The sequence below is a fragment of the Rhizobium sp. YJ-22 genome, assembly GCF_029601685.1.
Classification (GTDB): Bacteria; Pseudomonadota; Alphaproteobacteria; order Rhizobiales; family Rhizobiaceae; genus Metarhizobium.
The window spans coordinates 475,766-500,818 of the sequence record NZ_JARRIR010000003.1; the positions used below are offsets into that span (position 1 = coordinate 475,766).

The window sequence follows — 25,053 nt, forward strand, 5'->3', positions numbered from 1 at the left end:
CTCAACCAGCGTGAACACGATGCTTCATACCCAGACTTCCAAGGTCGATCCGATCACCCTTTCGGTGGTGCGCGGCATGCTCGAGACCACCCAGCGCGAAATGACGCTCGCGCTCGAAAAGACGGCGCGCTCGTCGGTCTTCAACCTGGCGCACGACTATTCGACGGCGCTTTTCAACGGGCGGCCGGAGATGATCCTGCAGGGCCAGGACATCCCCATCCATCTCGGTTCGCTCATTCCCGCCATGAAGGCGGTGGCGGCCTTCTTCGGCGACGACATCCACGAAGGCGACCTGATCCTTCACAACGACCCGGCCTTCGGCGGCAGCCATGCCATCGATACCTGCATGTACAAGCCGGTCTTCTACAAGGGGGAACTGGTCTACTGGACGGTCTGCAAGGGACACCTTACCGATATCGGCGGCCCGGTGCCGGCGGGCTACAACCCCAACGCCACCGAAATCTATGCCGAATGCCTGCGCATTCCGCCGGTGAAGATCTGGGATCGCGGCAAGCCGCGCCATGACGTGCTCAACATGATCCTCACCAACATGCGCGCCCGCCGCGACCAGGAAGGCGATTTCCGCGCCCTGATCGGCGCCTGCCAGGTGGGGGAGCGCAACCTCCTCGCCATGCTCGACAAATACGGCAAGGAGCAGGTGGATGCCTGCGTCGACACGCTGCTCGACATGGCGGACAGGCATATGCGGGCGCTGATCTCCACCGTGCCCGACGGCACCTATGAGGGCGCCGCCATCCTGGAGGACGCCGGCCACGGTTTCGGCGATTTCGAGATCAGGGCGACGGTGACGATCACCGGCGACGCCTGCCATATCGCCATCGCCAGCCCGCCGCAGATCCCCTATTTCATCAATTCCTATGAGGGCAATTCCCATTCCGGCGTCTATCTCGGCCTGATGATGTTCGCCGCCTTGCCGCCGCCCTACAATGAAGGGCTCTATCGCTGCGTCAGCGTCGATTTCGGGCCGAAGGGCACGCTCTGCAACGCGCAGGAGCCGGCCCCGCACATGAACTGCACGACAACGCCGATGGAGACGCTGACGGATGCCGTGCGTCTGGCCTTCGAGAAGGCGGTGCCCTCCAAGGTCTCGGCCTCCTGGGGCCATGCCAACGGCCTCAATATCGCCGGCCGCGATTCCCGCACCAGCGAGGAATTCGTCACCATGGTTCTCGCCACCATTATCTCCGGCGGCGGCGCGACGCCAAAGCAGGACGGCTGGCACGCCGTCGGCCCGGAATGCTGCTTCGGGGCGCTGACCTCCGGCGACGTGGAGCTTCTGGAATATTCCTATCCCATCGTCATCCATCGCTATTCGCTGATGACCGATTCCGGCGGCGCGGGGAAATTCCGCGGCGGCTCGGGCACGGCCTGGGAGGTCGAGCCGCTTAACGGCGACATGCTGTGCATCGGCTTCGGCGAGGGTCGCCGCATTCCGGCGATGGGCGCGGCCGGCGCGACATCCGCCATGGTCGATACCAAGGTGGGGCGCGTCGAGTTGCGCCGTGGCGGCAAGGTCGAGGTCGAGCGCAAGAACATCATCGAGACCATCCGGCCAGGCGAGACGATCACCAACCTCAATCCCGGCGGCGGCGGCTTCGGCAATCCCTTCGAGCGGCCGGTGGAAAAGGTCGTGACGGACGTGCGAAACGGCCTCGTCTCCATTGAGGGCGCCCGGCGCGATTACGGCGTCGCCATCGCCGATCCCGAGACGCTTGCGGTCGATGCCGCCGAGACAGAACGGCTCCGCGCCACCTGCTAACTCTTTGTTCTACCGCATTTCCGGACGCAAGTGCGCTGCGCATTCCCGCTGGAAATGCTTCAAGGAAGACCAGACATGACCATGCATTCCTATCGCCTCGGCATCGATGCCGGCGGCACCTTCACCGATTTCGTCATCGCCGACCGGGCGACCGGTGAGGTCAAGCTGTTCAAGGCGCTGTCCACCCCCTCCGACCCGACCCGGGCGATCGAGAACGGCCTCGGGCTGATCGCCGCCGATCTCGCAAAGCCGATCGAAGACATCATCGCCAATTGCGACCTCTGCATCAACGGCACCACGGTCGGCCTCAATGCGCTCATCACCCATCGCGGAGGGCGGACGGGGCTGATCTGCACGGCGGGCCACGAGGATTCCATCGAGATCCGCAACGGCCACAAGGAAGACGGCTTTCGCTACGATCCGGATTATCCGGCCGCGACCATGCTCGTGCCGCGCTACCTGCGGCGCGGCGTGCGCGAGCGGGTGCTGTCCGATGGCTCGGTGCGCACGCCGCTCGACGAGGACGATGTCCGTGAAGCCTGCCGGCTGTTCCTGAAGGAGGGCGTCGAGACGGTCGCAATTTCCTTCGTCTGGTCGGTGCTCGACCCCAGCCATGAGCGGCGCGCGGCCGAAATCGTGCGCGAGATGATGCCGGAGACGATCCTGACCGTCGGCAGCGAGCTCTATCCGCAGGTGCGCGAATATACCCGCACCTCGACGGCGGTGACGAATGCCTATCTGGCGCCGGTCATGCGCCGCTATATCGCGGCGGTGGATGCCTATTTCCGCGCGCTCGGCGCCAGGCAGCCGGTGCGCTATTTCCAGTCCAACGGCGGGCTTGCCATCGGCCAGGTGATGAGCGACCGCTCAGTCTACGCCATCAATTCCGGGCCGGCCTCCGCGCCGCAGGCCGGGCTTTATGCCGGTGCGCCCTTCGGTCACCGGAATGTCATCACCGTCGACATGGGCGGCACGTCCTTCGACATCACCCTGACCCGCGAGGGCCAGACCAACCTCAACAAGAACATCGACTTCCTGCGCTACCGCATCGGCGTTCCGATGATCCAGGTCGAGACGCTGGGCGCCGGCGGCGGCTCGATCGGCTGGGTGGATCCGCTTGGCCTGCTGCAGGTCGGCCCGCAATCGGCCGGCTCGGAGCCGGGCCCGGCCTGCTACGGCCGGGGCGGTGTCGAGCCCACCACCTCCGACGCCAATCTCGTGCTCGGCTATCTCAACCCGGAAGGGCTGCTCGGCGGCAAGCTGCCGCTCGATGTCGCCAAGGCGCGGGCCGCGGCGGCGCGCGTCGCCGAGCCGCTCGGCATTTCCGTCGAACAGGCAGCCTACGGCATGTTCGCCATCGTCAACAACAACATGGTCAACGGCATTCGCCGCGTCTCCGTCGAGCGCGGTTACGATCCGCGCGATTTCGTGCTGGTCGGGGCCGGCGGCGCCACGGCGGCGCATATCACGGCGCTCGCACGCGACATGGGCATCGATACGATCATCCTGCCCAAGCTGGCCTCCGGTCTCTGCGCCTTCGGCCAGATCATCTCCGACGTGAAGTATAATTACATGGCCCCGGCGCCCGTGCGTCTCGACAATGCGGCGGCCTATGCGCGCATCGACGGCCTCTTCCAGGAGATCGAGGCGAAGGGCGTGGCGCATCTGGAAGCGGACGGTTTCGCGCCCGGGGATATCGACATCAGGCGCTCGATCGACATGCGTTATGTCGGCCAGGTGCATGAATGCACCGTCGATATCGGCACATTCCCCATCGACGAGACCACCATCGAGCAGGTCAAGGACGCGTTCCACGCCCGGCACGAAGAGCTCTACACCTATGCGGAGCGTCACAGCACGGTCGAGGTGGTGAACCTCGAATCGACGCTCTACGGCCGCATCGAGAAGGTGCGCCCGCCGACGCTTGCCGCCGGCGGCACGGCCGAACAGGCGCTGAAGGGGCATCGCAACGCGATCTTCGATCAGTCCGGCAAGGCGACGTCCACACCCGTCTATGACGGCGCGAAGTTCGGCGCGGGCGCCATCGTCCACGGTCCGGCGATCATCGAGGAGGTGACGACCACCATCGTCATCGAGCCCGGTTGGACGAGCGTGCTGCACGAGAGCGGCAGCTACCTGCTGACACGGCAATAGGGATGGGACACGGCCGGTCAGCGTTCCGGCAGGTGGAAGGCCTGCTGGAAATAGGAGCGGAAGGCGAGCATGGGCGGCGTCAGATCCATGCTCCGCCGCCAGGCGAGGCCGACGTCCATGGCGGGTACGGGATCGCTGATATTGACGGTCTCGATGCGCCGGCCCTCCAGCGACCAGGGCCGGTGCACCATGTCGGAGAGGATGGCGACGCCCTGGCCGTTGGCGACCAGCGAGCGCACCGCCTCCACCGACGAGGTGCGCAGGATGACGCGCGGCTGGTAGGGCGTCGCGCTCCAGTACTTCAGGGCGGAATGGGCGGCCTCGTCGACGGTCAGCATGATGTAGGGCTCGTCGGCGATCTCCTTCAGGCCCACCGTTTCGGCCTGCAGCAGCGGATGCTGCGCCGGCAGCCAGAGCCGGCGGGTCGAGCTCAGCACCTTCTCGGTCACCAGCGCCGGGTTGAGGATGTTGGAGGTCAGCAGCACCGACATGTCGTAGCGGTTGCTCAGAAGCCCTTCCTCGATGGATTCGCGGTTGAGTTCGAAGAGCTGGATTTCGAGCCGGGGAAACAGCCGGCGCAGCCGCTCGATATGCAGCGGCAGGAAATAGCCGATCACGGTGTAGGTCGCGGCCACCGTCAGCGTGCCCTCGATCTCGCTGCTGACGACATTGAGATGCGTCGCCTCGTCCACCTTCTTGAGGATCTCGTAGGCGTGCGAGAGGAACTGCCGCCCGGCGGGCGTCAGGTCCATGCCGTGCGAGGTGCGCAGGAAGAGGCTGGCGCCGACGATCCGCTCCAGATCCTTGATGGCCGTCGTGATCGCCGACTGGGAGATGGAGAGGTCGATGGCCGCCTGCGATATCTGGCCGAGTTCGGCGGTGGCGACGAAGTAGCGGATCTGTCGGAAGCTGAGCGTCACGGCTGTCCAGGGCCTTCTGTTTTGTTGCGGCCGGGTATCGAAAAATCAGAACGCCTGATCACGAAACCGGCAGAAAGCTGCCCCGTTTCAGGCAGCTCAAGCTATGCTTTTGTTTCCTATCGGGTTTGTCGCGCGATAAAAACAGGCGTTCATTCTGAATTTCAGAATTCGTCTATATGAAAATAGAATTTTTCAAAAGGCGGTAAACGGCCTAGCGTGGCCTTCATCAGGAAAAGCATGTGGGGAAGAGGCAGTGCGTGAGGTCGTCGACATCAATTGCGACATGGGCGAGGCTTTCGGCCGCTGGCGCGTCGGCGATACCGACGACATCAGCCTGATGCCGCTGATCAGTTCCGCCAACATCGCCGCCGGCTTTCATGCCGGCGACCCGAACCTGATGGACGAGACGGTGCGGCTGGCGGCCGAGCACGGCGTCGGCATCGGCGCCCATCCCGGCTATAACGACCTTCAGGGCTTCGGCCGCCGCAAGATCGCCGGCACCGCCCGCGAACTCGTCAACGACGTGATCTATCAGGTCGGCGCCATCAGGGAATTCGCCCACCGCCATGGCGTGCGCCTGCAGCATGTGAAGCCGCATGGCGCGCTCTACATGGAAATGGCGGTCAATCCGGAGCTGTCGCAGATCTTCGTGCAGTACATGCGCACGGTCGAGCCGAATGCGGCGATTTTCTGCATGGGCGGCTCGGCGACCTACCAGGCGGCCCGGGAGGCGGGACAGCCGGTCGTGCGCGAATTCTATGCCGACCGCGATTACGACGACAGCGGTTCGATCGTCTTCACCCGCGATGCCGGGCGGCCCGATCCGGCCGCCATTGCCCGCAAGGTCCTGCGCGCCTGCCGGGATGGCAAGGTGCGGACCGTCAAGGGCCATGACATCGACATCGCCTTTGAATCCATCTGCTTCCATTCCGATACGCTCGGCGCCTTCGAGATCGTGCGCCAGATGCGCGAGGCTCTGGTGGGGGCAGGCATTCGCATTGCGCCGGTCCAGGCGGCGGCCGCGCGCTGACTTTATACAGTGGAGAGAGACAATATGAGCAAGATCGAGATCAGATCGCCCCTGCCGGGCACATTCTACCGGGCGTCCTCGCCGGATGCGCCACCGTTCAAGGCCAACGGCGACAGTGTCGCGAGCGGCGATGCGATCGGGCTCATCGAGGTGATGAAGACGTTCCAGGAAGTGCCGGCAGGCGTCGAAGGCAGAAACATCGCCTTCCTCGTCGATGACGAGGAGCCCGTCATGGCCGGCCAGGTGATCGCCGAGGTCGAGGCATGACGATCCGCTCGATCCTCGTTGCCAACCGCGGGGAGATCGCGGTGCGCATCATCAGGGCGGCGCGCGCGCTCGGCATTCGCACCGTGCAGGTGTACAGCGCCGCCGATGCCGACATGCTGGCGGTGAAGATGGCGGACGAGGCGATCGATATCGGCTCGCCGGCTCCGAAGAAATCCTATCTCAACATCGAGGCCGTGGTGAATGCGGCGAAGGCAGCCGGCGTCGACGCCGTGCATCCGGGCTACGGCTTCCTGTCGGAAAACGCCGATTTCGCCGATGCGGTGGAAGCGGCAGGCCTGATCTTCATCGGCCCCAAGGGCGACGCCATCCGCCTGCTCGGCGACAAGGTGGCGGCGCGCGAGGTGGCTGCGAGGGCCGGCGTGCCGACGGTTCCCGGCAGCGCGGGACGGCTGGCGACGATCGAGGAAGCCCGGACCGTCGCCGACAGAACCGGCTTTCCGATCATGATCAAGGCTGCGGCCGGCGGCGGCGGGCGCGGCATCCGCATCGCCGGCGACCTCGCCGATCTCGAACGCCATTTCCCGCAGGCCTCGGCCGAAGCGCTCGCCGCCTTCGGCGACGGCGGGCTTTATCTGGAAAAGGTCATCACCAAAGCACGCCATGTCGAGGTGCAGATCCTCGGCGACGGCAAGAATTTCATCCATTGCTTCGAGCGGGAATGCTCGCTGCAGCGCCGCCGCCAGAAGGTCTGGGAAGAGGCGCCCTCCATCCTGTTACCGGCAGAGGTGCGCGCCCGACTCTGCGACAGCGCCGTCGCGCTTGCCCGCGAGGTCGGCTATCGCGGCGCCGGCACGGTGGAATATCTCTATGACGAGACGACGCGAGAATTCTATTTCATCGAGGTGAACACCCGTATCCAGGTGGAGCATCCGGTGACGGAAATGATCACCGGCATCGACCTCGTCGAGGAAATGATCCGCATCGCCGCCGGCGCGCCGCTGTCGATCCGCCAGGAGGATGTCGTCGCAAGAGGACATGCCATCGAATGCCGCATCAATGCCGAAGATCCGGCGAAAGGCTTCATGCCCGCGCCGGGCACGATCACGAAACTCGGCGTGCCGGACGGCGAGGGCGTGCGTTTCGATACGATGCTTTACGAGGGATACACGATCCCGCCCTTCTACGATTCGCTGGTCGGCAAGCTGATCGTCTGGGCCGAGACCCGCGAGGCCTGCCTCACGCGGCTGAAGGGCGCGCTCGAAGGCCTCGTGATCGAGGGGATCCCGACGACCATTCCCCTGCATCTGGCGCTTGCGGCGGATGACAGCGTGCGGCGCGCGTCCTTCGACACCCGCTTCCTCGAACACTGGCTTGAGACCGAATTCGCCGCAAAAGCCGGCGCGACTGCGGAGGTTGCCTGATGAACACCAGATATTCTTTCGGGGGCGACGAGCATCTCTTCGTCGAATGCAGCGAGGAGATGTCGCTGGAGGCCTTTTTCAAGAGCCTCTCCATGGCCAGGGGCGTCAAGGAAAGCGCCATCCGGGGCGTCACCGAGATCTGCCCGGCCAATGCCTCCTTCCAGATCAAATTCGATCCCGATGTCATCCATCCCGATGACGTGCTGAAGGAGGTGAAGGCGATCGAGGGCGCGGCGGAACGGGCCGAGCCGGTGCTGAAGACGCGCATCGTCGAGATCCCCGTCTTCTACAACGATCCCTGGACGAACGAGACCCTGATGCGTTTTCGCGAGCGCCATCAAGAGCCCGGCGGCACCGATCTCGACTATGCCGCGCGCATTAACGGTTACGGTTCGGTCGACGATTTCGTCGCCGCGCATTCCGGCTCGCCCTGGTTCGTGTCCATGGTCGGCTTCGTCGCCGGCCTGCCCTTCATGTACCAGATGGTCGAGCGCCAGCGGCAGATCCAGGTGCCGAAATACCTGCGGCCGCGCACCGATACGCCGCGCCTGACGGTCGGCCATGGCGGCTGCTTCGGTTGCATCTATTCGGTGCGCGGCGCCGGTGGCTACCAGATGTTCGGCATCACGCCCATGCCGATCTTCGATCCGACGCAGACCACCAGCTATCTGCGGGATTTCATGGTGTTCTTCCGTCCGGGCGATATCGTCAAGTTCAAGCCGATCGACCGCGACGCCTACGACCAGGCCGTCGAGGATGTCGACAAGGGACGCTTTGCCCCGCCGATCCGCGAGGTGAGCTTCGACCTGCGCGCATTCCAGAACGACATCGACGGCACCAACGCCAGGCTGGAGGGGATGCTCAATGGCCATTAAGGTTCTCCATCACGGTCTTGCGACCACCGTCCAGGATCTCGGCCGTCCCGGCTATTTCCATCTCGGCATCCCCGTCGGCGGGGCGATGGACCGCCTTGCCATGCGCGCGGCGAACCTGCTCGTCGGCAATGACGAGGGGGCGGCGGGGTTGGAGGCCGTCTTCATCGGCCCGAAGCTGGAATTCACCGAGGATGCGCTGGTCGCCGTCACCGGTGCGGACATGCCGGCCAAGGTCGATGGCGTCGCCCAGCCCGGCTGGACCGCCTTCAAGATCAGGGCCGGCCAGACGCTGACCTTCGACTTCCTGAAATCCGGGGCGCGGATCTGCATCGCCGTTTCCGGCGGCATCGACGTGCCGGAAGCGCTGGGCAGCCGCTCGACCTATCCGATCGGCGCGCTCGGCGGCTACAAGGGCCGGCAGCTGGCGGCCGGTGACGAACTGCCGGTCGGCAAGGGCAGCCTTGCCGGCGAGGGCCGGAGCGTGCCCGAGGCGCTGCGCCGCAAGCCGGGAATGCCGGCGGAGCTGCGCGTGCTTCCGGGCCTCTACTGGCACCGGGTCACCGAGGAGTCGCAACAGAACTTCTTCGCCGACGAGTGGAAAGTGGCAAACGAGGCCGACCGCATGGGTTATCGTTTCAAGGGCGGCCGCAAGCTCGATTTCGTGGAGCGCGAGCAGCCTTTCGGGGCCGGATCCGATCCCTCGAACATCGTCGACAGCTGCTATCCCTACGGCTCGATCCAGGTGCCGGGCGGTACGGAACCGATCATCCTGCATCGGGACGCCGTTTCCGGCGGCGGCTATTTCATGGTCGGCACGGTGATTTCGGCCGACATGGATCTGATCGGCCAGTTGCAGCCGCATACGCCCACCCGTTTCGTCAAGGTGACGATGGAGGAGGCGCTTTCGGCGCGCAAGGAGCGCCAGGTCGGGCTCGAACGGCTGCGCGCGGCGCTGGCCTAGAAAGGGGAAAACCGTGTTCGCGCGACACGCATGGAGGCTTCGGGCGCATCCTTCCCGTCAATCGAGAACGGGGGTGAGGTACGCCGCCGTCACCCCTGGTCCTGGAATGATCGCGACTATCTTCATCTGGGCGATGGTGCGGTTCAGCGAGGCTTCGAGATGGGTTTCCATCATCGAAACCGCCGCTTCCGTTGCCCCGCGCAGCAGAAGCTCGGCCACGAGGCGCAATTCCGTGATGTTGGCGGGATCGCCCGGCAGGCCGAGTCGGCGCAGCAGCCGGTCGGTCGCGGTCACCGGCAGGAGGTTGTTGCGCACCAGATCCTTCAGCCGGTCGTTCGGCGCGGCGAGCACGCAGCACTCGATGAATTCGGTCTGGATCGCTTCGCTTTCGCGCAAAGAGCCGGTGGCGCTCGCTTCCTCGGCGGCGCGCAGGCGCTTCAGCAGCGCCTCCAGCCGCGACTGGCTGACAGCGCGCGCGCCCAGGCGGATCGCCGGCGGCTCCAGCATCGTGCGCAGCACGAAATGATCCTTCACCGTCTGCGCGGTGAGGGGGCCGGCGATCCAGTGCGAACTCTGGTTCTTGCGCACCAGGCCGCGTTCGCGCAGGCGCGTCAGCACATCGCGCACGACCGTGCGGCTGACGTTGAAATGGTTGGCGATCTCCATTTCGACGATGCGGTAGCGGCCGAAGACGACGCAGCCGGCGACATCGGCCTCGACCTGGTTGTAGATGCGTTCCCAGGACGAGCGGCTTTGCAGGGCCTCGTCCGCATGGCGCGGCACGATCAGGCCGAGCGCCTTGATGTCGGTGCGGTTCGGCTCGATTGCCGCTCCGGGCGGGCCGACGAGGAAGCCGCGGCCGGAGAAGCGGTGGACGAGCCCCTCGGCCTCCAGCGTCTGCAGCGCCCTCTGAACCGGCGCGCGGGATGTCTGCAGGATGTCGGCGATCGGGCCTTCGAGCAGCACGAGACCGGGCGGCAGCGTGCCCGTTTCGATGTTGCTGCGCAGCACGTCTTCGGCGATCGCGTAGCGCCGCTGGGTGCTGGTGGCTGCCTGCTCGTCCTTCATGGATCTCCGTATCCGTCTGAATCTTGGAGAGCTGCACTTTGACGCATTCTCCGTCGCAAGGAAAGGAAGGAATAAATGATTATTGAATACAAAGATTGAATAGAATCGACCTGAAAGGGTGAGGTGGACAGACTGCGGTCTGCTGCAATCGCGATAGCCTTGCAGTGCTGATTTTTGTGCGTAATGCGCGTAAAATGAACAAATGAAGGCGTGAAAGTGATCATGATTGTCGCGTGGTCACCGCTGAAATGTTCCGGCTGGCTGGGGAGTTTCTCCATAAGAGAGAAATTTCTAAAAAGGCTATTGAATACAAAAATCATTCATGTCATGGTTTTGACAACAAGACGCCCGGAACAAACGGCGCAGGTGGAACCGAACGAAATGCCCAGGATCGACGCTATGCCGGACCTCTGACAGAGGTGCGGACAGGAATATTTTGCCGTCTTCGGCCGCCTTCGCGCGCCCGGTGGATGGCGGAGCCTTGCGCGAAAAGTCCGGGCCTGAACTGGTGGGAAAAGACGTGTCATCCGTCCTTCAACTGAAGAATGTGCACAAGGCCTTCTCCGGCGTGCCGGCGCTGGCCGGCGTCGATGCGGCGCTGTCGGAAAACTCCTATGTCTCGCTGCTGGGGCCGAGCGGATCGGGCAAGACGACGCTGCTGCGCGTCATCGCCGGTTTCGAGCAGCCGGATGGCGGCGAGATCCTGTTTGGCGGCAGGCGCATCGACGGCGTTGCCCCGCATGCGCGTGGTATCGGCTTCGTCTTCCAGAATTTCGCCCTCTTCCCGCATCTCAGCGTCGCGCAGAACATTGCCTTCGGCCTCGAAAACCGCGCCGTCGATCCGGTGACGGATACCAGGGCCGTGGCCGCGAAGGTGCGCGACATGGTCGGTCTCGTCGGTCTTTCCGGGCTGGAGGACCGGGCGGTCACGCAGATCTCCGGCGGCCAGAAGCAGCGCGTGGCGCTTGCCCGCACGCTGGTGACGGAGCCGAGCATGGTGCTGCTCGACGAGCCGCTCGGCGCGCTCGACGCCAATCTGCGCGCCCGCATGCGCGGCGAACTGCGCACCATCCGCGAGCGCTGCGGCGTCACCTTCCTGCATGTCACCGGCTCGGAGACCGAGGCGCTGGCCATGGGCGATACCGTGCTGGTGCTCGATCGCGGCCGCATCGCCCAATCCGCCGATGCCGGCACGCTCTATAGCCGCCCGGCCTCGGCCGATGTCGCGCGGTTTCTCAATTGCTACAACATCTTCCCTGGTACGGTTTCAGGCGATGCCTTCGAAAGCTCCGTCGGACGGCTGGCGCTGGGCGGCGCGCGGCAGACCTCGGGCACGCCGGCCTATGCCATCCGCTACGACCGTGTTGCAATCCGTCCCCGGGACGCGGCGGCGGCTGGCGACGAAGTGCGCATCGAGGCGAGCTTCGTCGCCAGCGAGTACTCCGGGGCGGCGATCAATTCCTTCTTCACGCTTGACGACGGCCGTGTCTTCGAGGTGGAGACCCATCTCAGCCATTCCGCGCCCGAGGCCTTCGAGGAGAAGGCCCGCTATGCCCTCGTCTGGAAGCGGGAGGACGCCCTTGTCTTCGATTGAGCCCCCCGTCGCCGGTCCAGCCCCTTTCCACCCGGAGAATGAGAGATGACGATGGCCGCCACCAGCCATGACAAGCCCGTCGAAACGGCGGCGCCTTCCACCCCAAGGCAGCCGAACCGCACGGCGCTGCTGCTCGCCCCCGGTGTCCTCTGGATGCTGCTCTTCCTCGTCGCGCCCATCCTGATGATGGTCTACGTCTCCTTCTGGACGCAGACCACCTTCAAGATCGAGCCGACGCTGACGCTGAGCAACTGGATCACCTTCTTTTCCTCCGATACCTATCTCGGCGCGCTGTGGACGACGATCCGGATCTGGCTGATCGTGCTGGTGTCGACGCTGCTGGTCGGCTATCCGGCCGCGCTCTTCGTCGGGCTCTTCGTCAAGAACAAGACGCTTTCGACGGCGCTTCTGGTGCTCTGCGTCATTCCGTTCTGGACCTCCTTCCTCATCCGCGTGCTCGCCTGGCGGCCGATGCTCGGCAAGGAGGGCGCCATCAACATGATCCTGATGAAGATCGGGCTCATCACGCAGCCGATCGAGGTGCTGCTGTTTTCGGAACTCTCGGTCATCATCGGCATGACGCAGATCTATTGCGTCTTCATGGTCGGGCCGATCGCCTTCATGCTTGGCCGCATCGACGGTTCGGTCATCGAGGCGGCGCAGGATCTGGGCGCCGGTTTCTGGCGCATCTTCCGCACCATCATCCTGCCGCTCTCCATGCCGGGCGTGGTGGTCGGCGCGATCTTCGTCTCTGTCATGGTGCTCGGCGAATTCGCAACCTCCGCCGCGCTGTCCGGCCGAAAGGTGAACCTTCTCGGCAACATCATCGTCACGCAGGTCGGCTCGCTGAAATGGGCTTTCGCCGCCGTCGCCGGCGTGGTGCTGACCATCCTGATGGGCGCGGTCGTGGCAGCCATGCTCCGGGTCGTCGATCTCAGGAAGGAACTCTGAACCATGAACGCATCCGGCATCAAGCTCGGCCTCGGTTTCTATACGGCGCTGTTCATCGTCTTCCTGTATGGCCCGCTCGTGGTCCTCGCCATCCTCTCCTTCCAGACCGGGCCGGAGGGCGGGCCGCAGTTTCCGATCATCGAATGGTCGACCTACTGGTACAAGCATCTGTTCGGGCTGACCCCGCCGTCGCGCATCGCCCCGTTGCCGATCGAACAGGCGCTGGTGCGCTCCCTGGCGCTCGCCGTGATGACGATGATCGTCTCGACCGTGCTCGGGGTCACCGCCGCCCAGGCCTTCCGCCGGAAATTCCGCGGCTCGGGCGTCGTCTTCTATCTCATCGTGCTCGGCATGATGGTTCCGGGCGTGCTCGTCGGCCTCGGAATGGCGCTGGTCGCCAACACGCTCGGCATCGACCGGCACTGGTGGGGCACGGCTTTCGTGCTGCATGTCGTCTACACCTTTCCCTTCGCCTTCCTTGTCATGCTGGCGATCTTCAATCGCTTCGATCCGAGCGTGGAGGAGGCGGCCTGGTCGCTCGGCGTCACCCCGGCGCGCACTTTCCGCAAGATCACCTTCCCGCTGATCTTCCCCGGCGTGCTCTCGGCCATGCTGTTCGCCTTCACGCTGTCCTATGACGAGTTTTCACGCACGCTCTTCGCCTCGGGCCGCGACCTGACGCTGCCGCTCGCCATCTACGGCACCTTCTCGGTGGAAGTGCATCCCAACGTCTTCGCCTTCGGCGTGCTCACGACGCTGTTCTCCTTCGCGCTGCTGGGAACCTATGCCGTGCTGATGGGCCTCTCGGTGCGCCGCGCCAAGCGCGTGGCGATCCAGGAGGAAGCGTGATGGCGGGCGCTGCTCTGGTCACCGGCGCAGGCTCCGGCATCGGCCGTGCCATCGCCCTGAAACTGGCCGTCGGCGGCGATACGGTCACGGTCAACGATCTGTCGGCGGAGCGGGCCGAGGCGGTGGCGGACGAAATCCGCGCCGCCGGCGGCCGGGCCGTCGCCGTGGCGGGCGATGTTTCCAGCGAGGCGGATGCCGCCGCCATTCACCGCGCCGCCGTGACGGCGCATGGCGAGGTCACGCTGCTCGTCAACAATGCCGGCATCGCCCACCAGGCGCTGTTCGAGAACCTCGAGGTCGGCGATTTCGACCGCATGTTCGCCGTCCATGTGCGCGGCACCTTCCTGATGACCAAGGCGGTATTGCCGGCGATGCTGGAAGCCGGGGCAGGCGTCATCGTCAACGTCGCCTCGCAGCTCGGCCAGATCGGCGGCGTCGAACTCGTGCATTATTCCGGGGCCAAGGCCGCCATCATCGGCATGACCAAGGCGCTTGCCCGCGAGGTTTCGGCGCGCGGGGTGCGGGTCAATGCCGTCGCGCCCGGCCCGATCAACACGCCGCTTGTCATGCAGCTTTCGGAAGAATGGCGCGCCGCCAAGCGGGCCGGCCTTCCGCTCGGCCGCTTCGGAGAGCCGGAGGAGGTGGCCGAAACCGTCGCCTTCCTCGCGTCCCCCGCCGCCAGCCTCTTCGTCGGACAAACGCTCGGACCCAATTCCGGCGACGTCATGCTTTGAACCCGGAGATTACAATGACCGCAGACAGGAAACGCATCGTCATCGTCACCGGCGCCGGCATCGGGATCGGCGCCGCCACCGCGAAGGCGTTTGGCGCACTCGGCGACCATGTGGTCGTCACCGATATTCTGGAGAGGGAAGGCCGCGAGACGGTGGCCGCGATTGCCGATGCCGGCGGTTCGGCCGAGTTCCATCTCTACGATGTCCGCTCGACGGCGGCGACCGACGCGCTGGTCGCGGATGTCGCGGCGCGCCACGGCCGGATCGACGTCATCGTTGCCAATGCCGGCATCGCGCACCGCACGCCGCTGGCCGATCTCACCGACGACAAGTGGGATCTGACCTTCGACATCGACCTCAAGGGCATCTTCCGCCTCGTGCGCGCCGCCGCTCCGGGCATGCGCGCCCGCAAATCCGGCGCCGTCGTCGCGCTCTCATCGATCATGGGCGTCGCCTATGGCTGGGACGAGCATGTTCATTATTCGGCCGCCAAGTCCGGTGTCGTCGGCCTGGTGCGCGGGCTGGCCGTCGAGATGGCGCGCGACGGCGTGCGCGTCAACGGCATCGCGCCCGGTTACATCCGCACTGCCCAGCTTCTGTCGGAAGAAAACTCTCTCGGTCCCGCCGGGGCCGAGAAGGCGGCGGAATTCATCCCGATGGGACGGTTGGGAACGGGGGAGGACATCGCCGATGTCGCCACCTTCCTCGCCTCCGACAGCGCAAGATACATGACCGGCCAGGTGCTGGTCGTGGATGGCGGCCTTCTGGTGGGCCGATACTGACCGCCTCGAAAAGGCGGGGGAAAAAGGAGCCGCAAGGCGGCTTCGGGGAACGACAAGCAAACTGGAGAAGAGACATGTTCAAGTCGGAAATCAATCGCCGCTCGCTCCTCAAGCGCTCGGCCGGGGCCATGGCGCTGGCGATGGGTGGCGGCACGCCCTTCCTGTCCTCGCGCAATGCCTTCGCGCAGGCCGCCGATCTGGCCGGCCAGCAACTGCGCACCATCGGCCTTTCGGTGACGGTGCAGGAGCGCATCCTGGAAGAATTCAAGAAGGCCTCCGGCGTCGGCAGCACTTCGGGCACGGCCGCGACCTTCCCCGATGCCCAGACGAAAATCCTCTCCGGCTCGAAGGATTACGACTGCTGGGAAATCATCGCCGAGCGCCTGCCGTCCATCGTCATGACCAACAATGTCGAGACGATCCCGGCTGCCTCACTGAAGAACTGGGCCAATATCCGAGAAACCTTCACCAAGCCCGGCGACAAATGGGACCGCTCCGCGCAGATCGTCGGCCAGATCTGGGCCGACGAGGCGCAGACGGTGCTCAACATGGTGCCCGCCGTCTACAATTACGATTCCATCGGCTATAACCCGAACGTGCTGTCCGAGGAGGAAGCCAATACCTGGACGGCGATCTTCGATCCCAAGTGGAAGGGCAAGTCCGGCCTCAACACCGATCCGCTCATCGCTTTCGGCCAGGCGATCATGGCGATGAACACGCTCGGCCTTTCCGACGTGAAGAACCCCGGAAACCCGAGCACCACCGAAATCGACGCCGCCGCCGCCTTCCTCGTTTCCAAGAAGAAGGAAGGCCAGTTCCGCGCGCTCTGGGGCGATTTCGGCGAGCTGGTCAATCTGATGGCCTCGGGCGAGATGGTGGTCTGCGACGCCTGGCAGCCGGCGGTGATGGCCGTCAAGGCGCAGGGCAAGCCCTGCCGCTATGCGGTGCCGAAGGAAGGCTATCGCGGCTGGGCCATCGGCCCCTCGATGATCGCAGGCACCACCAATCGCGACGCCGTCATCGCCTATGCCGACTACTGGCTGTCGGGCGAGCCGGGCATCACCGTTTCCGAGCAGGGCTACTATTCGCCCTCGACCAACATCAAGGACGTCATGGCGCCGGAGAAATACGCCTTCTGGTACGAGGGCAAGCCCTGGGTCGGCGCGGAAGAGCGCGGCATCAAGGAAGGCGACCTGCGCGACGGCGGCTCGCTGGAAGAACGCGCCAAGAACGTCGCCTACTGGCACCAGTGGCCGTCGGAATACGACCACCTCATTCAGAAGTGGGACGAGTTCCTCAACGCCTGATCAAAGGACGAGCGGGCCGGGGCAGCCATTGCCCCGGTCCTTGACCGGCAATTCGGGAGATTTCCCCATGATTTTCGACCTGGAGCTCAACTCCGTCGGCAAGGTCTACGACAACGGCACGCCCGCCGTCATCGATTTCAACCTTTCCGTCAGAAAGGGCGAGTTCATCGCCTTTCTCGGCCCTTCGGGCTGCGGCAAGACGACGACGCTGCGCATGATCGCCGGCTTCGAGGGCATTTCCTCCGGCGACATGCTGATCCGTGGCGAGCGCATGAACGACGTGCCGCCGCAGCGCCGGCCGACCTCGATGATCTTCCAGAACTATGCGCTCTTCCCGCATATGAGCGTGCGCCGCAATGTCGGCTATGGGCTGGAGGTCAAGGGCATCGCCCGCGCCGAGCGCGAGGCGAAGGTGGACCGCATCCTGGCCACGCTCGGCCTCGAGGACATTGCCGAGCGCAAGCCGGAAAAGCTGTCCGGCGGCCAGCGCCAGCGCATCGCGCTCGCCCGCGGCCTCGTCGTCGAGCCGGATATCCTGCTGCTCGACGAGCCGCTCGGCGCGCTCGACGCCAACCTGCGCAAGGCGATCCAGAACGAGCTGAAGCTCCTGCAGAAGAGCCTCGGCGTCACCTTCATTTTCGTCACCCACGCCCAGTCGGAAGCCCTGGCGCTGTCCGACCGCATCGTGGTGATGAACCAGGGCCGCGTCGAGCAGGTGAGCCCGCCGCACCAGCTCTATACCCGCCCGAACACGCCGTTCGTGGCGCAGTTCATCGGCCGCAACACGGTGCTGTCGGGCGAAGTTGCCGGCAGCGAGGGCGAGGACGTGGTGGTGACCACCGGGATCGGCACGCTTTCCGGCCGCGCCAACGGCGCGCTCGCCAGCAAAGGCCGCGTCAATCTCGTCGTGCCGGCAGAGGCCATCGAGGTGCATGCGGCGGGCGAAGGGGTGCTTGCCGGCGCGAAGAACCGCATCGACGCCCTCATCGAGCGCTCGGACGTCGTCGGCCATATCGCGCATCTGACGGCGCGGCTTCACGACGGTCGGGCGGTATCGCTGGAGGCCCATGTCGACAAATACCGCCCGGGCGCATTCCCGGCCGGCACGCCCGTGCTGCTGAGCTGGAACCCCGCCGAGGCGACGGTCATTCCGGCCGGTTGATCATCGATAAAAATACGTAACGAAACGAAGGAGATACCCAATGGCGAAAGAGATTTTGTGTGGTTTCGGCATCGACGTCGATGCCGTTGCCGGCTGGCTCGGCTCCTACGGCGGCGAGGATTCGCCCGACGACATCTCGCGCGGCCTGTTTGCCGGCGAAGTCGGCAGCCTGCGGCTTCTCAAGCTGTTCGAACGCTTCGGAATCAAGACGACCTGGTTCATCCCCGGCCACTCGATCGAGACCTTCCCGGAGCAGATGCAGGCGGTTGCCGATGCCGGCCACGAGATCGGCATTCACGGCTATACCCATGAAAACCCGATCGCCATGACGCGCGAGCAGGAAACCGAAGTGCTCGACAAGTGCATCGATCTGGTGACCAAGCTCTCTGGCAAGCGCCCGACTGGCTATGTCGCGCCCTGGTGGGAATTCTCCACCGTCACCAACGAGTTGCTGCTCGAACGCGGCATCAAGTACGATCATTCGCTGATGCACAACGACTTCACGCCCTATTACGTGCGTGTCGGCGATAGCTGGACCAAGATCGATTACGCCGGCAAACCGTCCGACTGGATGGTGCCGCTGAAGCGCGGGCAGGAAACCGATCTGATCGAGATCCCGGCTTCCTGGTATCTCGACGACCTGCCGCCGATGATGTTCATCAAGAAGTCGCCCAACAGCCACGGCTTCGTCAATCCGCACGATATCGAGCAGATGTGGCGCGACCAGTTCGACTGGGTCTATCGCGAGATGGATTACGCGGTCTTCCCGATCACCATCCACCCGGATGTCGCCGGCCGGCCGCAGGTGCTGATGATGCTCGAACGCCTCTATGCCCATATGATCAAGCATCCGGGCGTGAAGTTCGTCACCATGAACGAAATGGCCGACGACTTCGCCAAGCGTTTTCCGCGCAAGAAATGAACCCGGACGGGGGCGGCGCGTCCGCTCCCTTTCAACGAAAGGAAAAGCGCGATGTGTTCGCTATGCGGCGTTCTCGGCGGAAACGAGCACTGGACGGATGCGGCGGCCCGGCCCGGCGTCTTCACCCGCAATGTCGAGCGCATCGACCGGCGCCGCGAGCGCGCCCGGCGCGTCTGTGCCGCCAACCGGGTGCTCGCCGCCTTCGGCATGAGCCTGTCCGACTGGCAAGGCTCGTCCTTCGTGCTCTCCACCCGCACCGGCAAGAGCGAGATGGTCGAGGATCTCGGCCATCTTTGGCCGGCGGCGGAAAAGCTCTCGGGGCGGGCCTGCGATCCGCTCGATCCCGATGTGATCGCGCGCATGGAGGCGGACAATGGTTGAAACGCCGGTCTTCACGCCGGTGCATCTGCTGACCGGCTTTCTCGGTTCCGGCAAGACGACGTTGCTGAAGCGCCTGCTCGCCGATCCGGCGCTGTCCGATTGCGCCGTGCTGATCAACGAGTTCGGCGATGTCGGCCTCGACCACCACCTCGTCGAGCGCATCGACGAGACCATGGTCCTGCTGCAATCGGGCTGCGTGTGCTGCACGGTGCGCGGCGAGCTGGCCGATGCGCTGCGCGATCTGCATTCCAGGCGGGAGCGAGGCCTCATCCCGGCCTTTGCCCGTGTTGTCATCGAAAGCACCGGACTTGCCGATCCGTTCCCCGTGCTCTCGACGCTGAAATCCGATCCCGTGCTGCGCCACCACTTTCGCGCCGGCAGCGTCGTGACCACCGTCGATGCCGTCAACGGGTTTTCGCAGCTCGCCACTTATGTGGAATCCACCCGCCAGGCCGCCATCGCCGACCGGCTGGTCATCACGAAAACGGATCTGCGCCAAGGCGATGCGGAGCTTTCTGCGCTCCTGTCGCGCCTTGGCGAACTCAACCCGGACGCTCCGCGCCTGATCGCCGGCGAAGACGGCCCCGACGCGGAAACGCTCTTTGGCGACGACGACGCGCAACGGGCGGCCGGGCTCCACTCGCCGAGCGGCTTTTATTGCGATGCCCCGGCCTTGCAGGTGACGGCGGACGGCGTGACGCGGCACACCGCCATTTCCTCCTTCGTCATCGCCGTCGACGAACCCGTCGATTGGACCGGTTTCGGCGTCTGGCTGACCATGCTTCTCAACCGCCATGGCGCCCGCGTGCTGCGGGTGAAGGGCATTCTGGCGCTGGCGGGCGAGGAGCGTCCGGTCGCGGTGCATGGTGTGCAGCATCTCGTTCATCCGCCGGTCCACCTTGCCGGCTGGCCTTCGGCGGAACGGTCCTCGCGCCTCGTCTTTATTGTTGACGGCCTCGATGTGAACCTGTTGAAACGGTCGTTCAACGCCTTCGCGCTTGCCGGGAGGGCCAGGACCCGCCCGCAGCCCGAGGCAGCGTCACAGACCCGCAACGCCCAGAACCCTTGATGAACAAGCATTCCCCGAAAGTGGTCCCCGCAGCCCCCGCCGTCCATACGGCCGGACGCCCGAGGCTGCGCGTGCTCGGAACGGCGATCTCGCTGCTGGAGGAACTGCGGCTGAAGGCGCAGGCCGATCTCGGCATCGACGTCTGCTTCGACAACAACGATTTCATCGTCACCCAGCACAAGGCCGCGCAGGAGCCCGACAGTTACGACATCTACGACCAGTGTTTCCACAATCTCGATATCGTCTGGTACTGGCGCGCCATCCAGCCGATCGATATCGCGCGCATCGCGCTCTGGGACGAGATCAACGACCTGACGAAGATCGGGCAGATCGGCCCGAGTGCCCGCATGGGGCAGGGGGATGTGCCGGCACGCAAGCTTTACGTGCAGCCGAGCCTCGCGCTCGGCGATACGCCGACCGGGCGCATCTCCATGCTGCCGACGACTCACAATTTCGACAGCTTCGCCTATCGCGGCGATGCGCCGGCGCATGCGCCGCCGATCACCAGCTGGGCGGCGCTGCTCGACGAGCGCTGGAGCGGCCGGGCCGCCCTCGTCGACGAGCCGGCCATCGGCATCTTCGATGCGGCGCTGGCGGCCCAGGCGGCAGGGCTGATGAGCTTCGGCAATATCGGCAACATGACCGTCGACGAGATCGACCAGCTGGTCGATATCCTGGAAGCGCGGCGCAAGGTGGGTTTCTTCCGCAGCTTCTGGCGCACGGCTGAGGACGCCGCGCGTCTGATGATCCACGGCGAAACCGACATCCAGAGCATGTGGTCCACGGGCATCGGCATTCTCAACAGCCAGGGTTTTCCCGTCGAGCAGGCCGCGCCGGTGGAAGGTTATCGCGCCTGGCACGGGGGCCTGTGCCTTTCCCGCCATCTTTCGGGCCGGATGCTCGACGTCGCGTATGAGTATCTCAACTGGTGGATTTCCGGCTGGCCGGGCGCAGTGGTCGCCCGCCAGGGCTATTATATTTCCACGCCGGAGCGCTCGCGCCGCTACATGACGGCGGCTGAATGGGACTACTGGTACGAAGGCCTCCCGGCGCGCGAGGATCTGCCGGGGCCGGACGGCGCGCTTCGCATCAAGCGCGGCGCCGTGCGCAGCGGCGGCTCCTACTGGCAGCGCGCCAACGGCATCGCCGTCTGGAACACCACCATGGATGAACACAATTATCTCGTCCGCCGCTGGATGCAGCTCGTCGGACGCGCAGAGAAGGACATCTGACCATGCCGGCCCGTTCGATCGCCCAGCTTTCCGTTCTCCTGCAATCGGGCGCGCTCGATCCGCGCGACCTGGCCGAGGAGACGCTGGCGGAGATCGCGGCTCATCCGGACAAGGCGATCTTCACCGTCATGACGACGGCGCGGGCGAGAACCGAGGCGGACGCGGCCGGCAAGCGGCTGCGTGAAGGCCGCTCGCGCGGCGCTCTGGAAGGCATTCCCGTCGCCTGGAAGGATCTGTTCGATCTCGAGGGACTGCCGACGACCGCCGGTTCGCGCGTGCTGCGGGCAAGTGCGCCGGCATCGAAGGATGCCGCCGTGGTCCGGGCGCTTGCCGGTGCGGGCATGGTGAGCATCGGGCGGGTGAACATGAGCGAGTTCGCCTTTTCCGGCCTCGGCATCAATCCGCATTACGGCACGCCGCGCAATCCGGCGTCGCCGGCCGGCGAGCACCGTATTCCCGGCGGCTCTTCCTCCGGTTCGGGGGTGGCGGTCGCGGCCGGGCTCGTGCCGGTGTCGATCGGCACGGATACCGGCGGGTCGATCCGCATCCCGGCCGCCTTCAACGGCGTCGTCGGCTACAAGGCGACCCGTGGGCGCTATGCGATGCAAGGGGTATTTCCGCTGGCGAAAAGCCTCGATTCCCTCGGGCCCCTCTGCCGCACTGTGCAGGACGCCGTCTGGATCGACGCGGCGATGCGCGGCCTGCCGGCGGTAGATGCGCCACAGCGCCCCGATCCGGCCGATCTGTCCTTCGTCATTCCTGAGACGGTCGTCTTCGACGGTGCGGAGCCGGCGGTCGTTGTCGCCTTCGAGGCCGCCGTCGAGCGGATTGCCCGCGCCGGCGCCCGAATCCGCCGCACCGTTTTCCCGGAATTCCCGTCGATCTTCGAACTGATGGCGAAACACGGCGCCCTGGTCACTGCGGAGGCCTTCGTGCTCCACCGCCAGCGCATCACCGGCCCCGAGGCCGCCGAGATGGATCCGCGTGTGGTCAAGCGTGCGCTTTCGGGCGAAAACATCACGCTGTCCGATTATGTGGAAACCCTTGCCGCCCGTGAGCGCCTGACGGCCGCCTTCGAGGCGCGGCTGGGGCCGGGGGAGTTCCTGTTGAGCCCGACATTGCCGCATGTGGCGCCGGCGCTCCAGCCGCTCGTCGATGACGAGGACCTGTTCTTCCAGATGAACGGCAAGACGTTGCGCAACACGCTGATCGGCAATTTCCTCGACTGGTGCGGTGTTTCGCTGCCCTGCGGCGCGGGCGACGGCGGCCTGCCCGTCGGGCTTCTCGTCTCCGGGCCGAGGGGCAGCGACGACCGCCTTCTCGGCGCGGGGTGCGTGGTGGAAACTCTGCTCGGTTGACACGGGCCTTCAAAGCGTATGCCGCAGCAATGCGGCCGATTTATCCTTTTTTTGGCTCTGGACCGGACCATTGCATTCCTTCAGGGTGAGAGCGTGGAACGAGAATCATGGCTGCTCGTATCCGGTAGGGACAGGATGACGTCTCGAGAACCGTCCGTCCCCTTATCCGTGAAGGCGGCCCCACCGGAGGGAACCCATGGCTGGTCGGTTGAACGGCAAGATTGCGCTTGTCAGTGGCGGGGCGGGCGGCTGCGGCCTGGCCGCATCCGAGCTTTTTGCGCGCGAGGGCGCGGCGGTCGGCATCGTCGACCTGCCGCATAGCCAGGGGGAGGCCGTGGCCGCCCGCCTGCGCGACGAAGGCTACAGCGCGGCGTTCGCGCCGGCCGATGTGTCGGATGAGGCGCAGGTGAGCCAGGCGGTAGAGACGATTTCCGGCGCGCTCGGCGCGATCACCGTGTTGTTCAACCATGCCGGCACCATCGTCATCCGCCCTTTCCTCGAAACCACCGTGGAGGATTGGGACCGGCTGATGGCCATCAATGTGCGCAGCATGTTCCTGATGACCCGCGCCGTGCTGCCGCAGATGATCGCGGCCGGCGGAGGCTCCATCGTCTGCACCTCCTCGATCTCCGCCGTGGCGGCGACGCCCATGGAGGTTCTGTACAATGCCACGAAGGGCGCGTGCCACATGTTCGCCCGCTCCATCGCCGTCGAGTTCCGCGATCGGAACATCCGCTGCAACGCGGTCTGCCCGGGCTTCATCCAGACGCCGCATGGCCAGCGCGAGGTCGAGGAACTGACGCGCTACGGCGTCGATGTCTCCGAGGCGGCGATCGCCGCGCAGCAAGGCCGCATGTGCCGCCCCGACGAGGTCGCGAAGGCGGCGCTCTACCTGGCAAGCGACGACGCCAGCTTCGTCAGCGGCACGCATCTGTTCGTCGACAATTGTTTCACTGCGGTGTGAGGGGGCGGGCATGGCTTTCGAAAAGGGCGGCGTCTGGCGCAACTGGGTCGGCAACCAGTATTGCGTGTCGCAATACAAGGCAGCGCCGGAAAACGAGGCCGAACTGGCCGAACTGGTGCGCGAGGCGGACCGGCGGGATCTGGGAATTCGTGTCTCAGGCTCGGGGCATTCCTTCACGCCGGTGGTCGGCACCAGCGGCCTGCTGCTGTCGCTGGAAAAGTTGAGCGGCGTGCAGAGCGTCGACCGGGAGCGCCGGCAGATCACCGTTGCCGGCGGAACCCGGATCAGCGAGGTGGGCAGGACCCTCAAGGCGCATGGCCTGTCGTTGACCAATCAGGGCGATATCGACAGCCAGGCCGTCGCCGGCGCTTTCACCACCGGCACCCATGGCACCGGGCTCAAGCTCGGCAACCTCGCCTCGTCGATCGCCGGCATGCGCATCGTCAAGGCGAACGGCGACATTCTCGACATCGACGGCAGTGACAGGGATCTGCTGCATGCCGCCCAGGTCTCGGTCGGAACGCTGGGCATCATCTCCTCGATGACGCTGAACGTCATGGATGCGTATAATCTGCACGAACGGCTCTGGCGGGACGATTTCGAGACCTGCATGGAGCGCCATGACGAACTGGCCGCGCAGCATCGGCATTTCGGCTTCTTCTGGTGCCCGACGCCGGAAAGCCGCCATCTCTATTGCCTGCCTGACACGTCCGCCATCTCGACCACGAACAAGCTGGCAGATGTCTGCGAGATGAAGGTGATGGACATTACCGATGCCGCGCCGATGGAGCGCGAATTCGAAAAGATCGCCTACAGTTCCGAAGTCTATCCCATCGAATACGTTCCCAATTTCGTGGAGCTGGAATATGCGGTGCCGCTCGAACACGCCAAGCCCTCGGTTCGGGCGGTGCGCGACCTCATGCTCAACAAGCATACGAACTGCATCTATCCGATCGAATACCGCTTCACGGCCGGCGATCCCGCCTGGATGAGCCCCTTCCATCACCAGGACAGCATCACGCTTTCTGTCTCGGGCGGGCCGGGCATCGATTACTGGCCGTTCCTGAGGGATGTCGACCAGATCCTGCGCGGCTACAATGCCCGTCCGCATTGGGGGAAGATGCACTTCCTCGATACCGAAGACGTGACGCATCTCTATCCCCGCGCCAACGATTTCCGCGCCCTTCGCCGGGATCTCGATCCCGGGGGACGCTTCCTCAACGATCACCTCAGGATGTTGTTCGGATAGGGCATTTTCGCGGGGGCGTTCGCACGCCCGGCGCACCGCCGGGTGCGGTGATCGGCGCGACC

The 25,053-nt window shown here is 65.1% G+C and carries 23 protein-coding genes; 21 read left to right on the forward strand and 2 right to left on the reverse strand.

Annotated features, from left to right (window positions below):
* Window positions 1-19 precede the first annotated feature (19 nt).
* Both P7F60_RS10255 and P7F60_RS10260 read left to right on the forward strand, forming a co-directional pair.
* Window positions 20-1,780 carry a hydantoinase B/oxoprolinase family protein gene (locus tag P7F60_RS10255; protein WP_277917634.1) on the forward strand — a complete coding sequence of 587 codons (1,761 nt, stop codon included), beginning with the start codon at window positions 20-22 and terminating at the stop codon, window positions 1,778-1,780.
* 75 nt (window positions 1,781-1,855) lie between these two features.
* The gene (locus tag P7F60_RS10260; RefSeq protein ID WP_277917635.1) at window positions 1,856-3,934 is read left to right on the forward strand and encodes a hydantoinase/oxoprolinase family protein; all 2,079 of its coding nucleotides are present in this window, start codon (window positions 1,856-1,858) and stop codon (window positions 3,932-3,934) included.
* A gap of 17 nt (window positions 3,935-3,951) precedes the next feature.
* Here the strand turns inward: P7F60_RS10260 and P7F60_RS10265 are convergent, their stop codons facing one another.
* On the reverse strand, window positions 3,952-4,854 hold the full coding sequence (locus P7F60_RS10265; RefSeq protein ID WP_277917636.1) for a LysR family transcriptional regulator: 903 nt from the start codon (window positions 4,852-4,854) through the stop codon (window positions 3,952-3,954).
* A 253-nt stretch (window positions 4,855-5,107) separates the two neighbouring features.
* On the opposite strand from P7F60_RS10265, the gene P7F60_RS10270 reads away from it, so the two are divergent.
* From P7F60_RS10270 to P7F60_RS10290, 5 genes are read left to right on the forward strand one after another with little or no spacing between them, the layout of a single operon-like run.
* The gene (locus tag P7F60_RS10270; protein WP_277917637.1) at window positions 5,108-5,884 is read left to right on the forward strand and encodes a 5-oxoprolinase subunit PxpA; all 777 of its coding nucleotides are present in this window, start codon (window positions 5,108-5,110) and stop codon (window positions 5,882-5,884) included.
* Window positions 5,885-5,908: 24 nt separating this feature from the next.
* Window positions 5,909-6,151 (forward strand): acetyl-CoA carboxylase, encoded by a 243-nt coding sequence (locus P7F60_RS10275; RefSeq protein ID WP_277917638.1) that lies wholly within the window; start codon window positions 5,909-5,911, stop codon window positions 6,149-6,151.
* Window positions 6,148-7,533 carry an acetyl-CoA carboxylase biotin carboxylase subunit gene (locus P7F60_RS10280; RefSeq protein ID WP_277917639.1) on the forward strand — a complete coding sequence of 462 codons (1,386 nt, stop codon included), beginning with the start codon at window positions 6,148-6,150 and terminating at the stop codon, window positions 7,531-7,533. The genes P7F60_RS10275 and P7F60_RS10280 overlap by 4 nt, the downstream gene beginning before the upstream one ends.
* Window positions 7,533-8,408: an allophanate hydrolase subunit 1 gene (locus P7F60_RS10285; RefSeq protein ID WP_277917640.1), complete on the forward strand. Its 876-nt coding sequence runs from the start codon at window positions 7,533-7,535 to the stop codon at window positions 8,406-8,408. The genes P7F60_RS10280 and P7F60_RS10285 overlap by 1 nt, the downstream gene beginning before the upstream one ends.
* A complete protein-coding gene (locus P7F60_RS10290; protein WP_277917641.1) occupies window positions 8,398-9,369 on the forward strand; it encodes a biotin-dependent carboxyltransferase family protein in 972 nt (323 codons plus the stop codon). Before P7F60_RS10285 ends, P7F60_RS10290 begins: the two co-directional genes overlap by 11 nt.
* 57 nt (window positions 9,370-9,426) lie before the next feature.
* On the opposite strand, the gene P7F60_RS10295 is transcribed toward P7F60_RS10290, so the two are convergent.
* On the reverse strand, window positions 9,427-10,437 hold the full coding sequence (locus tag P7F60_RS10295) for a GntR family transcriptional regulator (RefSeq protein ID WP_277917642.1): 1,011 nt from the start codon (window positions 10,435-10,437) through the stop codon (window positions 9,427-9,429).
* 520 nt (window positions 10,438-10,957) lie between these two features.
* On the opposite strand from P7F60_RS10295, the gene P7F60_RS10300 reads away from it, so the two are divergent.
* The 14 genes from P7F60_RS10300 (at window position 10,958) to P7F60_RS10365 (ending at window position 24,991) form a co-directional block, all read left to right on the forward strand.
* Window positions 10,958-12,031 (forward strand): ABC transporter ATP-binding protein, encoded by a 1,074-nt coding sequence (locus P7F60_RS10300; protein WP_277917643.1) that lies wholly within the window; start codon window positions 10,958-10,960, stop codon window positions 12,029-12,031.
* Window positions 12,032-12,076: 45 nt separating this feature from the next.
* A complete protein-coding gene (locus P7F60_RS10305) occupies window positions 12,077-12,982 on the forward strand; it encodes an ABC transporter permease (RefSeq protein WP_277917644.1) in 906 nt (301 codons plus the stop codon).
* A 3-nt stretch (window positions 12,983-12,985) separates the two neighbouring features.
* Window positions 12,986-13,831, forward strand: coding sequence for an ABC transporter permease (locus P7F60_RS10310; protein ID WP_277917645.1), 846 nt, complete (start codon window positions 12,986-12,988; stop codon window positions 13,829-13,831).
* Entirely contained in the window at window positions 13,831-14,565 is a 735-nt protein-coding gene (locus P7F60_RS10315) for a glucose 1-dehydrogenase (RefSeq protein ID WP_277917646.1), read from the forward strand. Before P7F60_RS10310 ends, P7F60_RS10315 begins: the two co-directional genes overlap by 1 nt.
* A gap of 14 nt (window positions 14,566-14,579) precedes the next feature.
* Window positions 14,580-15,347: an SDR family NAD(P)-dependent oxidoreductase gene (locus tag P7F60_RS10320; protein ID WP_277917647.1), complete on the forward strand. Its 768-nt coding sequence runs from the start codon at window positions 14,580-14,582 to the stop codon at window positions 15,345-15,347.
* A gap of 74 nt (window positions 15,348-15,421) precedes the next feature.
* Complete coding sequence (locus P7F60_RS10325; RefSeq protein WP_277917648.1) at window positions 15,422-16,654, forward strand: extracellular solute-binding protein; 1,233 nt, start codon at window positions 15,422-15,424, stop codon at window positions 16,652-16,654.
* A gap of 67 nt (window positions 16,655-16,721) precedes the next feature.
* Entirely contained in the window at window positions 16,722-17,816 is a 1,095-nt protein-coding gene (locus P7F60_RS10330; RefSeq protein WP_277917649.1) for an ABC transporter ATP-binding protein, read from the forward strand.
* A gap of 40 nt (window positions 17,817-17,856) precedes the next feature.
* Window positions 17,857-18,738: a polysaccharide deacetylase gene (locus P7F60_RS10335; protein WP_277917650.1), complete on the forward strand. Its 882-nt coding sequence runs from the start codon at window positions 17,857-17,859 to the stop codon at window positions 18,736-18,738.
* A gap of 51 nt (window positions 18,739-18,789) precedes the next feature.
* A complete protein-coding gene (locus P7F60_RS10340) occupies window positions 18,790-19,119 on the forward strand; it encodes a hypothetical protein (RefSeq protein ID WP_277917651.1) in 330 nt (109 codons plus the stop codon).
* Window positions 19,112-20,188, forward strand: a complete 1,077-nt coding sequence (locus P7F60_RS10345) for a GTP-binding protein (protein ID WP_277917652.1) — start codon at window positions 19,112-19,114, stop codon at window positions 20,186-20,188. Before P7F60_RS10340 ends, P7F60_RS10345 begins: the two co-directional genes overlap by 8 nt.
* Complete coding sequence (locus tag P7F60_RS10350) at window positions 20,188-21,420, forward strand: extracellular solute-binding protein (protein ID WP_277917653.1); 1,233 nt, start codon at window positions 20,188-20,190, stop codon at window positions 21,418-21,420. The genes P7F60_RS10345 and P7F60_RS10350 overlap by 1 nt, the downstream gene beginning before the upstream one ends.
* A gap of 2 nt (window positions 21,421-21,422) precedes the next feature.
* Window positions 21,423-22,778 (forward strand): amidase, encoded by a 1,356-nt coding sequence (locus P7F60_RS10355; protein WP_277917654.1) that lies wholly within the window; start codon window positions 21,423-21,425, stop codon window positions 22,776-22,778.
* Window positions 22,779-22,974: 196 nt separating this feature from the next.
* Complete coding sequence (locus tag P7F60_RS10360) at window positions 22,975-23,742, forward strand: SDR family oxidoreductase (protein WP_277917655.1); 768 nt, start codon at window positions 22,975-22,977, stop codon at window positions 23,740-23,742.
* A 10-nt stretch (window positions 23,743-23,752) separates the two neighbouring features.
* Window positions 23,753-24,991 (forward strand): D-arabinono-1,4-lactone oxidase, encoded by a 1,239-nt coding sequence (locus P7F60_RS10365; RefSeq protein WP_277917656.1) that lies wholly within the window; start codon window positions 23,753-23,755, stop codon window positions 24,989-24,991.
* The last annotated feature ends 62 nt before the right edge of the window (window positions 24,992-25,053 follow it).

What these genes read in the sequence shown, in the direction of transcription:
- P7F60_RS10255 (WP_277917634.1), top strand. Translation starts at nt 20, where the DNA reads ATGCTTCATACCCAGACTTCCAAGGTCGATCCGATCACCCTTTCGGTG.
- P7F60_RS10260 (WP_277917635.1), top strand. Translation starts at nt 1,856, where the DNA reads ATGACCATGCATTCCTATCGCCTCGGCATCGATGCCGGCGGCACCTTC.
- P7F60_RS10275 (WP_277917638.1), top strand. Translation starts at nt 5,909, where the DNA reads ATGAGCAAGATCGAGATCAGATCGCCCCTGCCGGGCACATTCTACCGG.
- P7F60_RS10280 (WP_277917639.1), top strand. Translation starts at nt 6,148, where the DNA reads ATGACGATCCGCTCGATCCTCGTTGCCAACCGCGGGGAGATCGCGGTG.
- P7F60_RS10285 (WP_277917640.1), top strand. Translation starts at nt 7,533, where the DNA reads ATGAACACCAGATATTCTTTCGGGGGCGACGAGCATCTCTTCGTCGAA.
- P7F60_RS10290 (WP_277917641.1), top strand. Translation starts at nt 8,398, where the DNA reads ATGGCCATTAAGGTTCTCCATCACGGTCTTGCGACCACCGTCCAGGAT.
- P7F60_RS10295 (WP_277917642.1), bottom strand. Translation starts at nt 10,437, where the DNA reads ATGAAGGACGAGCAGGCAGCCACCAGCACCCAGCGGCGCTACGCGATC.
- P7F60_RS10305 (WP_277917644.1), top strand. Translation starts at nt 12,077, where the DNA reads ATGACGATGGCCGCCACCAGCCATGACAAGCCCGTCGAAACGGCGGCG.
- P7F60_RS10310 (WP_277917645.1), top strand. Translation starts at nt 12,986, where the DNA reads ATGAACGCATCCGGCATCAAGCTCGGCCTCGGTTTCTATACGGCGCTG.
- P7F60_RS10315 (WP_277917646.1), top strand. Translation starts at nt 13,831, where the DNA reads ATGGCGGGCGCTGCTCTGGTCACCGGCGCAGGCTCCGGCATCGGCCGT.
- P7F60_RS10320 (WP_277917647.1), top strand. Translation starts at nt 14,580, where the DNA reads ATGACCGCAGACAGGAAACGCATCGTCATCGTCACCGGCGCCGGCATC.
- P7F60_RS10325 (WP_277917648.1), top strand. Translation starts at nt 15,422, where the DNA reads ATGTTCAAGTCGGAAATCAATCGCCGCTCGCTCCTCAAGCGCTCGGCC.
- P7F60_RS10330 (WP_277917649.1), top strand. Translation starts at nt 16,722, where the DNA reads ATGATTTTCGACCTGGAGCTCAACTCCGTCGGCAAGGTCTACGACAAC.
- P7F60_RS10335 (WP_277917650.1), top strand. Translation starts at nt 17,857, where the DNA reads ATGGCGAAAGAGATTTTGTGTGGTTTCGGCATCGACGTCGATGCCGTT.
- P7F60_RS10340 (WP_277917651.1), top strand. Translation starts at nt 18,790, where the DNA reads ATGTGTTCGCTATGCGGCGTTCTCGGCGGAAACGAGCACTGGACGGAT.
- P7F60_RS10345 (WP_277917652.1), top strand. Translation starts at nt 19,112, where the DNA reads ATGGTTGAAACGCCGGTCTTCACGCCGGTGCATCTGCTGACCGGCTTT.
- P7F60_RS10350 (WP_277917653.1), top strand. Translation starts at nt 20,188, where the DNA reads ATGAACAAGCATTCCCCGAAAGTGGTCCCCGCAGCCCCCGCCGTCCAT.
- P7F60_RS10355 (WP_277917654.1), top strand. Translation starts at nt 21,423, where the DNA reads ATGCCGGCCCGTTCGATCGCCCAGCTTTCCGTTCTCCTGCAATCGGGC.
- P7F60_RS10360 (WP_277917655.1), top strand. Translation starts at nt 22,975, where the DNA reads ATGGCTGGTCGGTTGAACGGCAAGATTGCGCTTGTCAGTGGCGGGGCG.
- P7F60_RS10365 (WP_277917656.1), top strand. Translation starts at nt 23,753, where the DNA reads ATGGCTTTCGAAAAGGGCGGCGTCTGGCGCAACTGGGTCGGCAACCAG.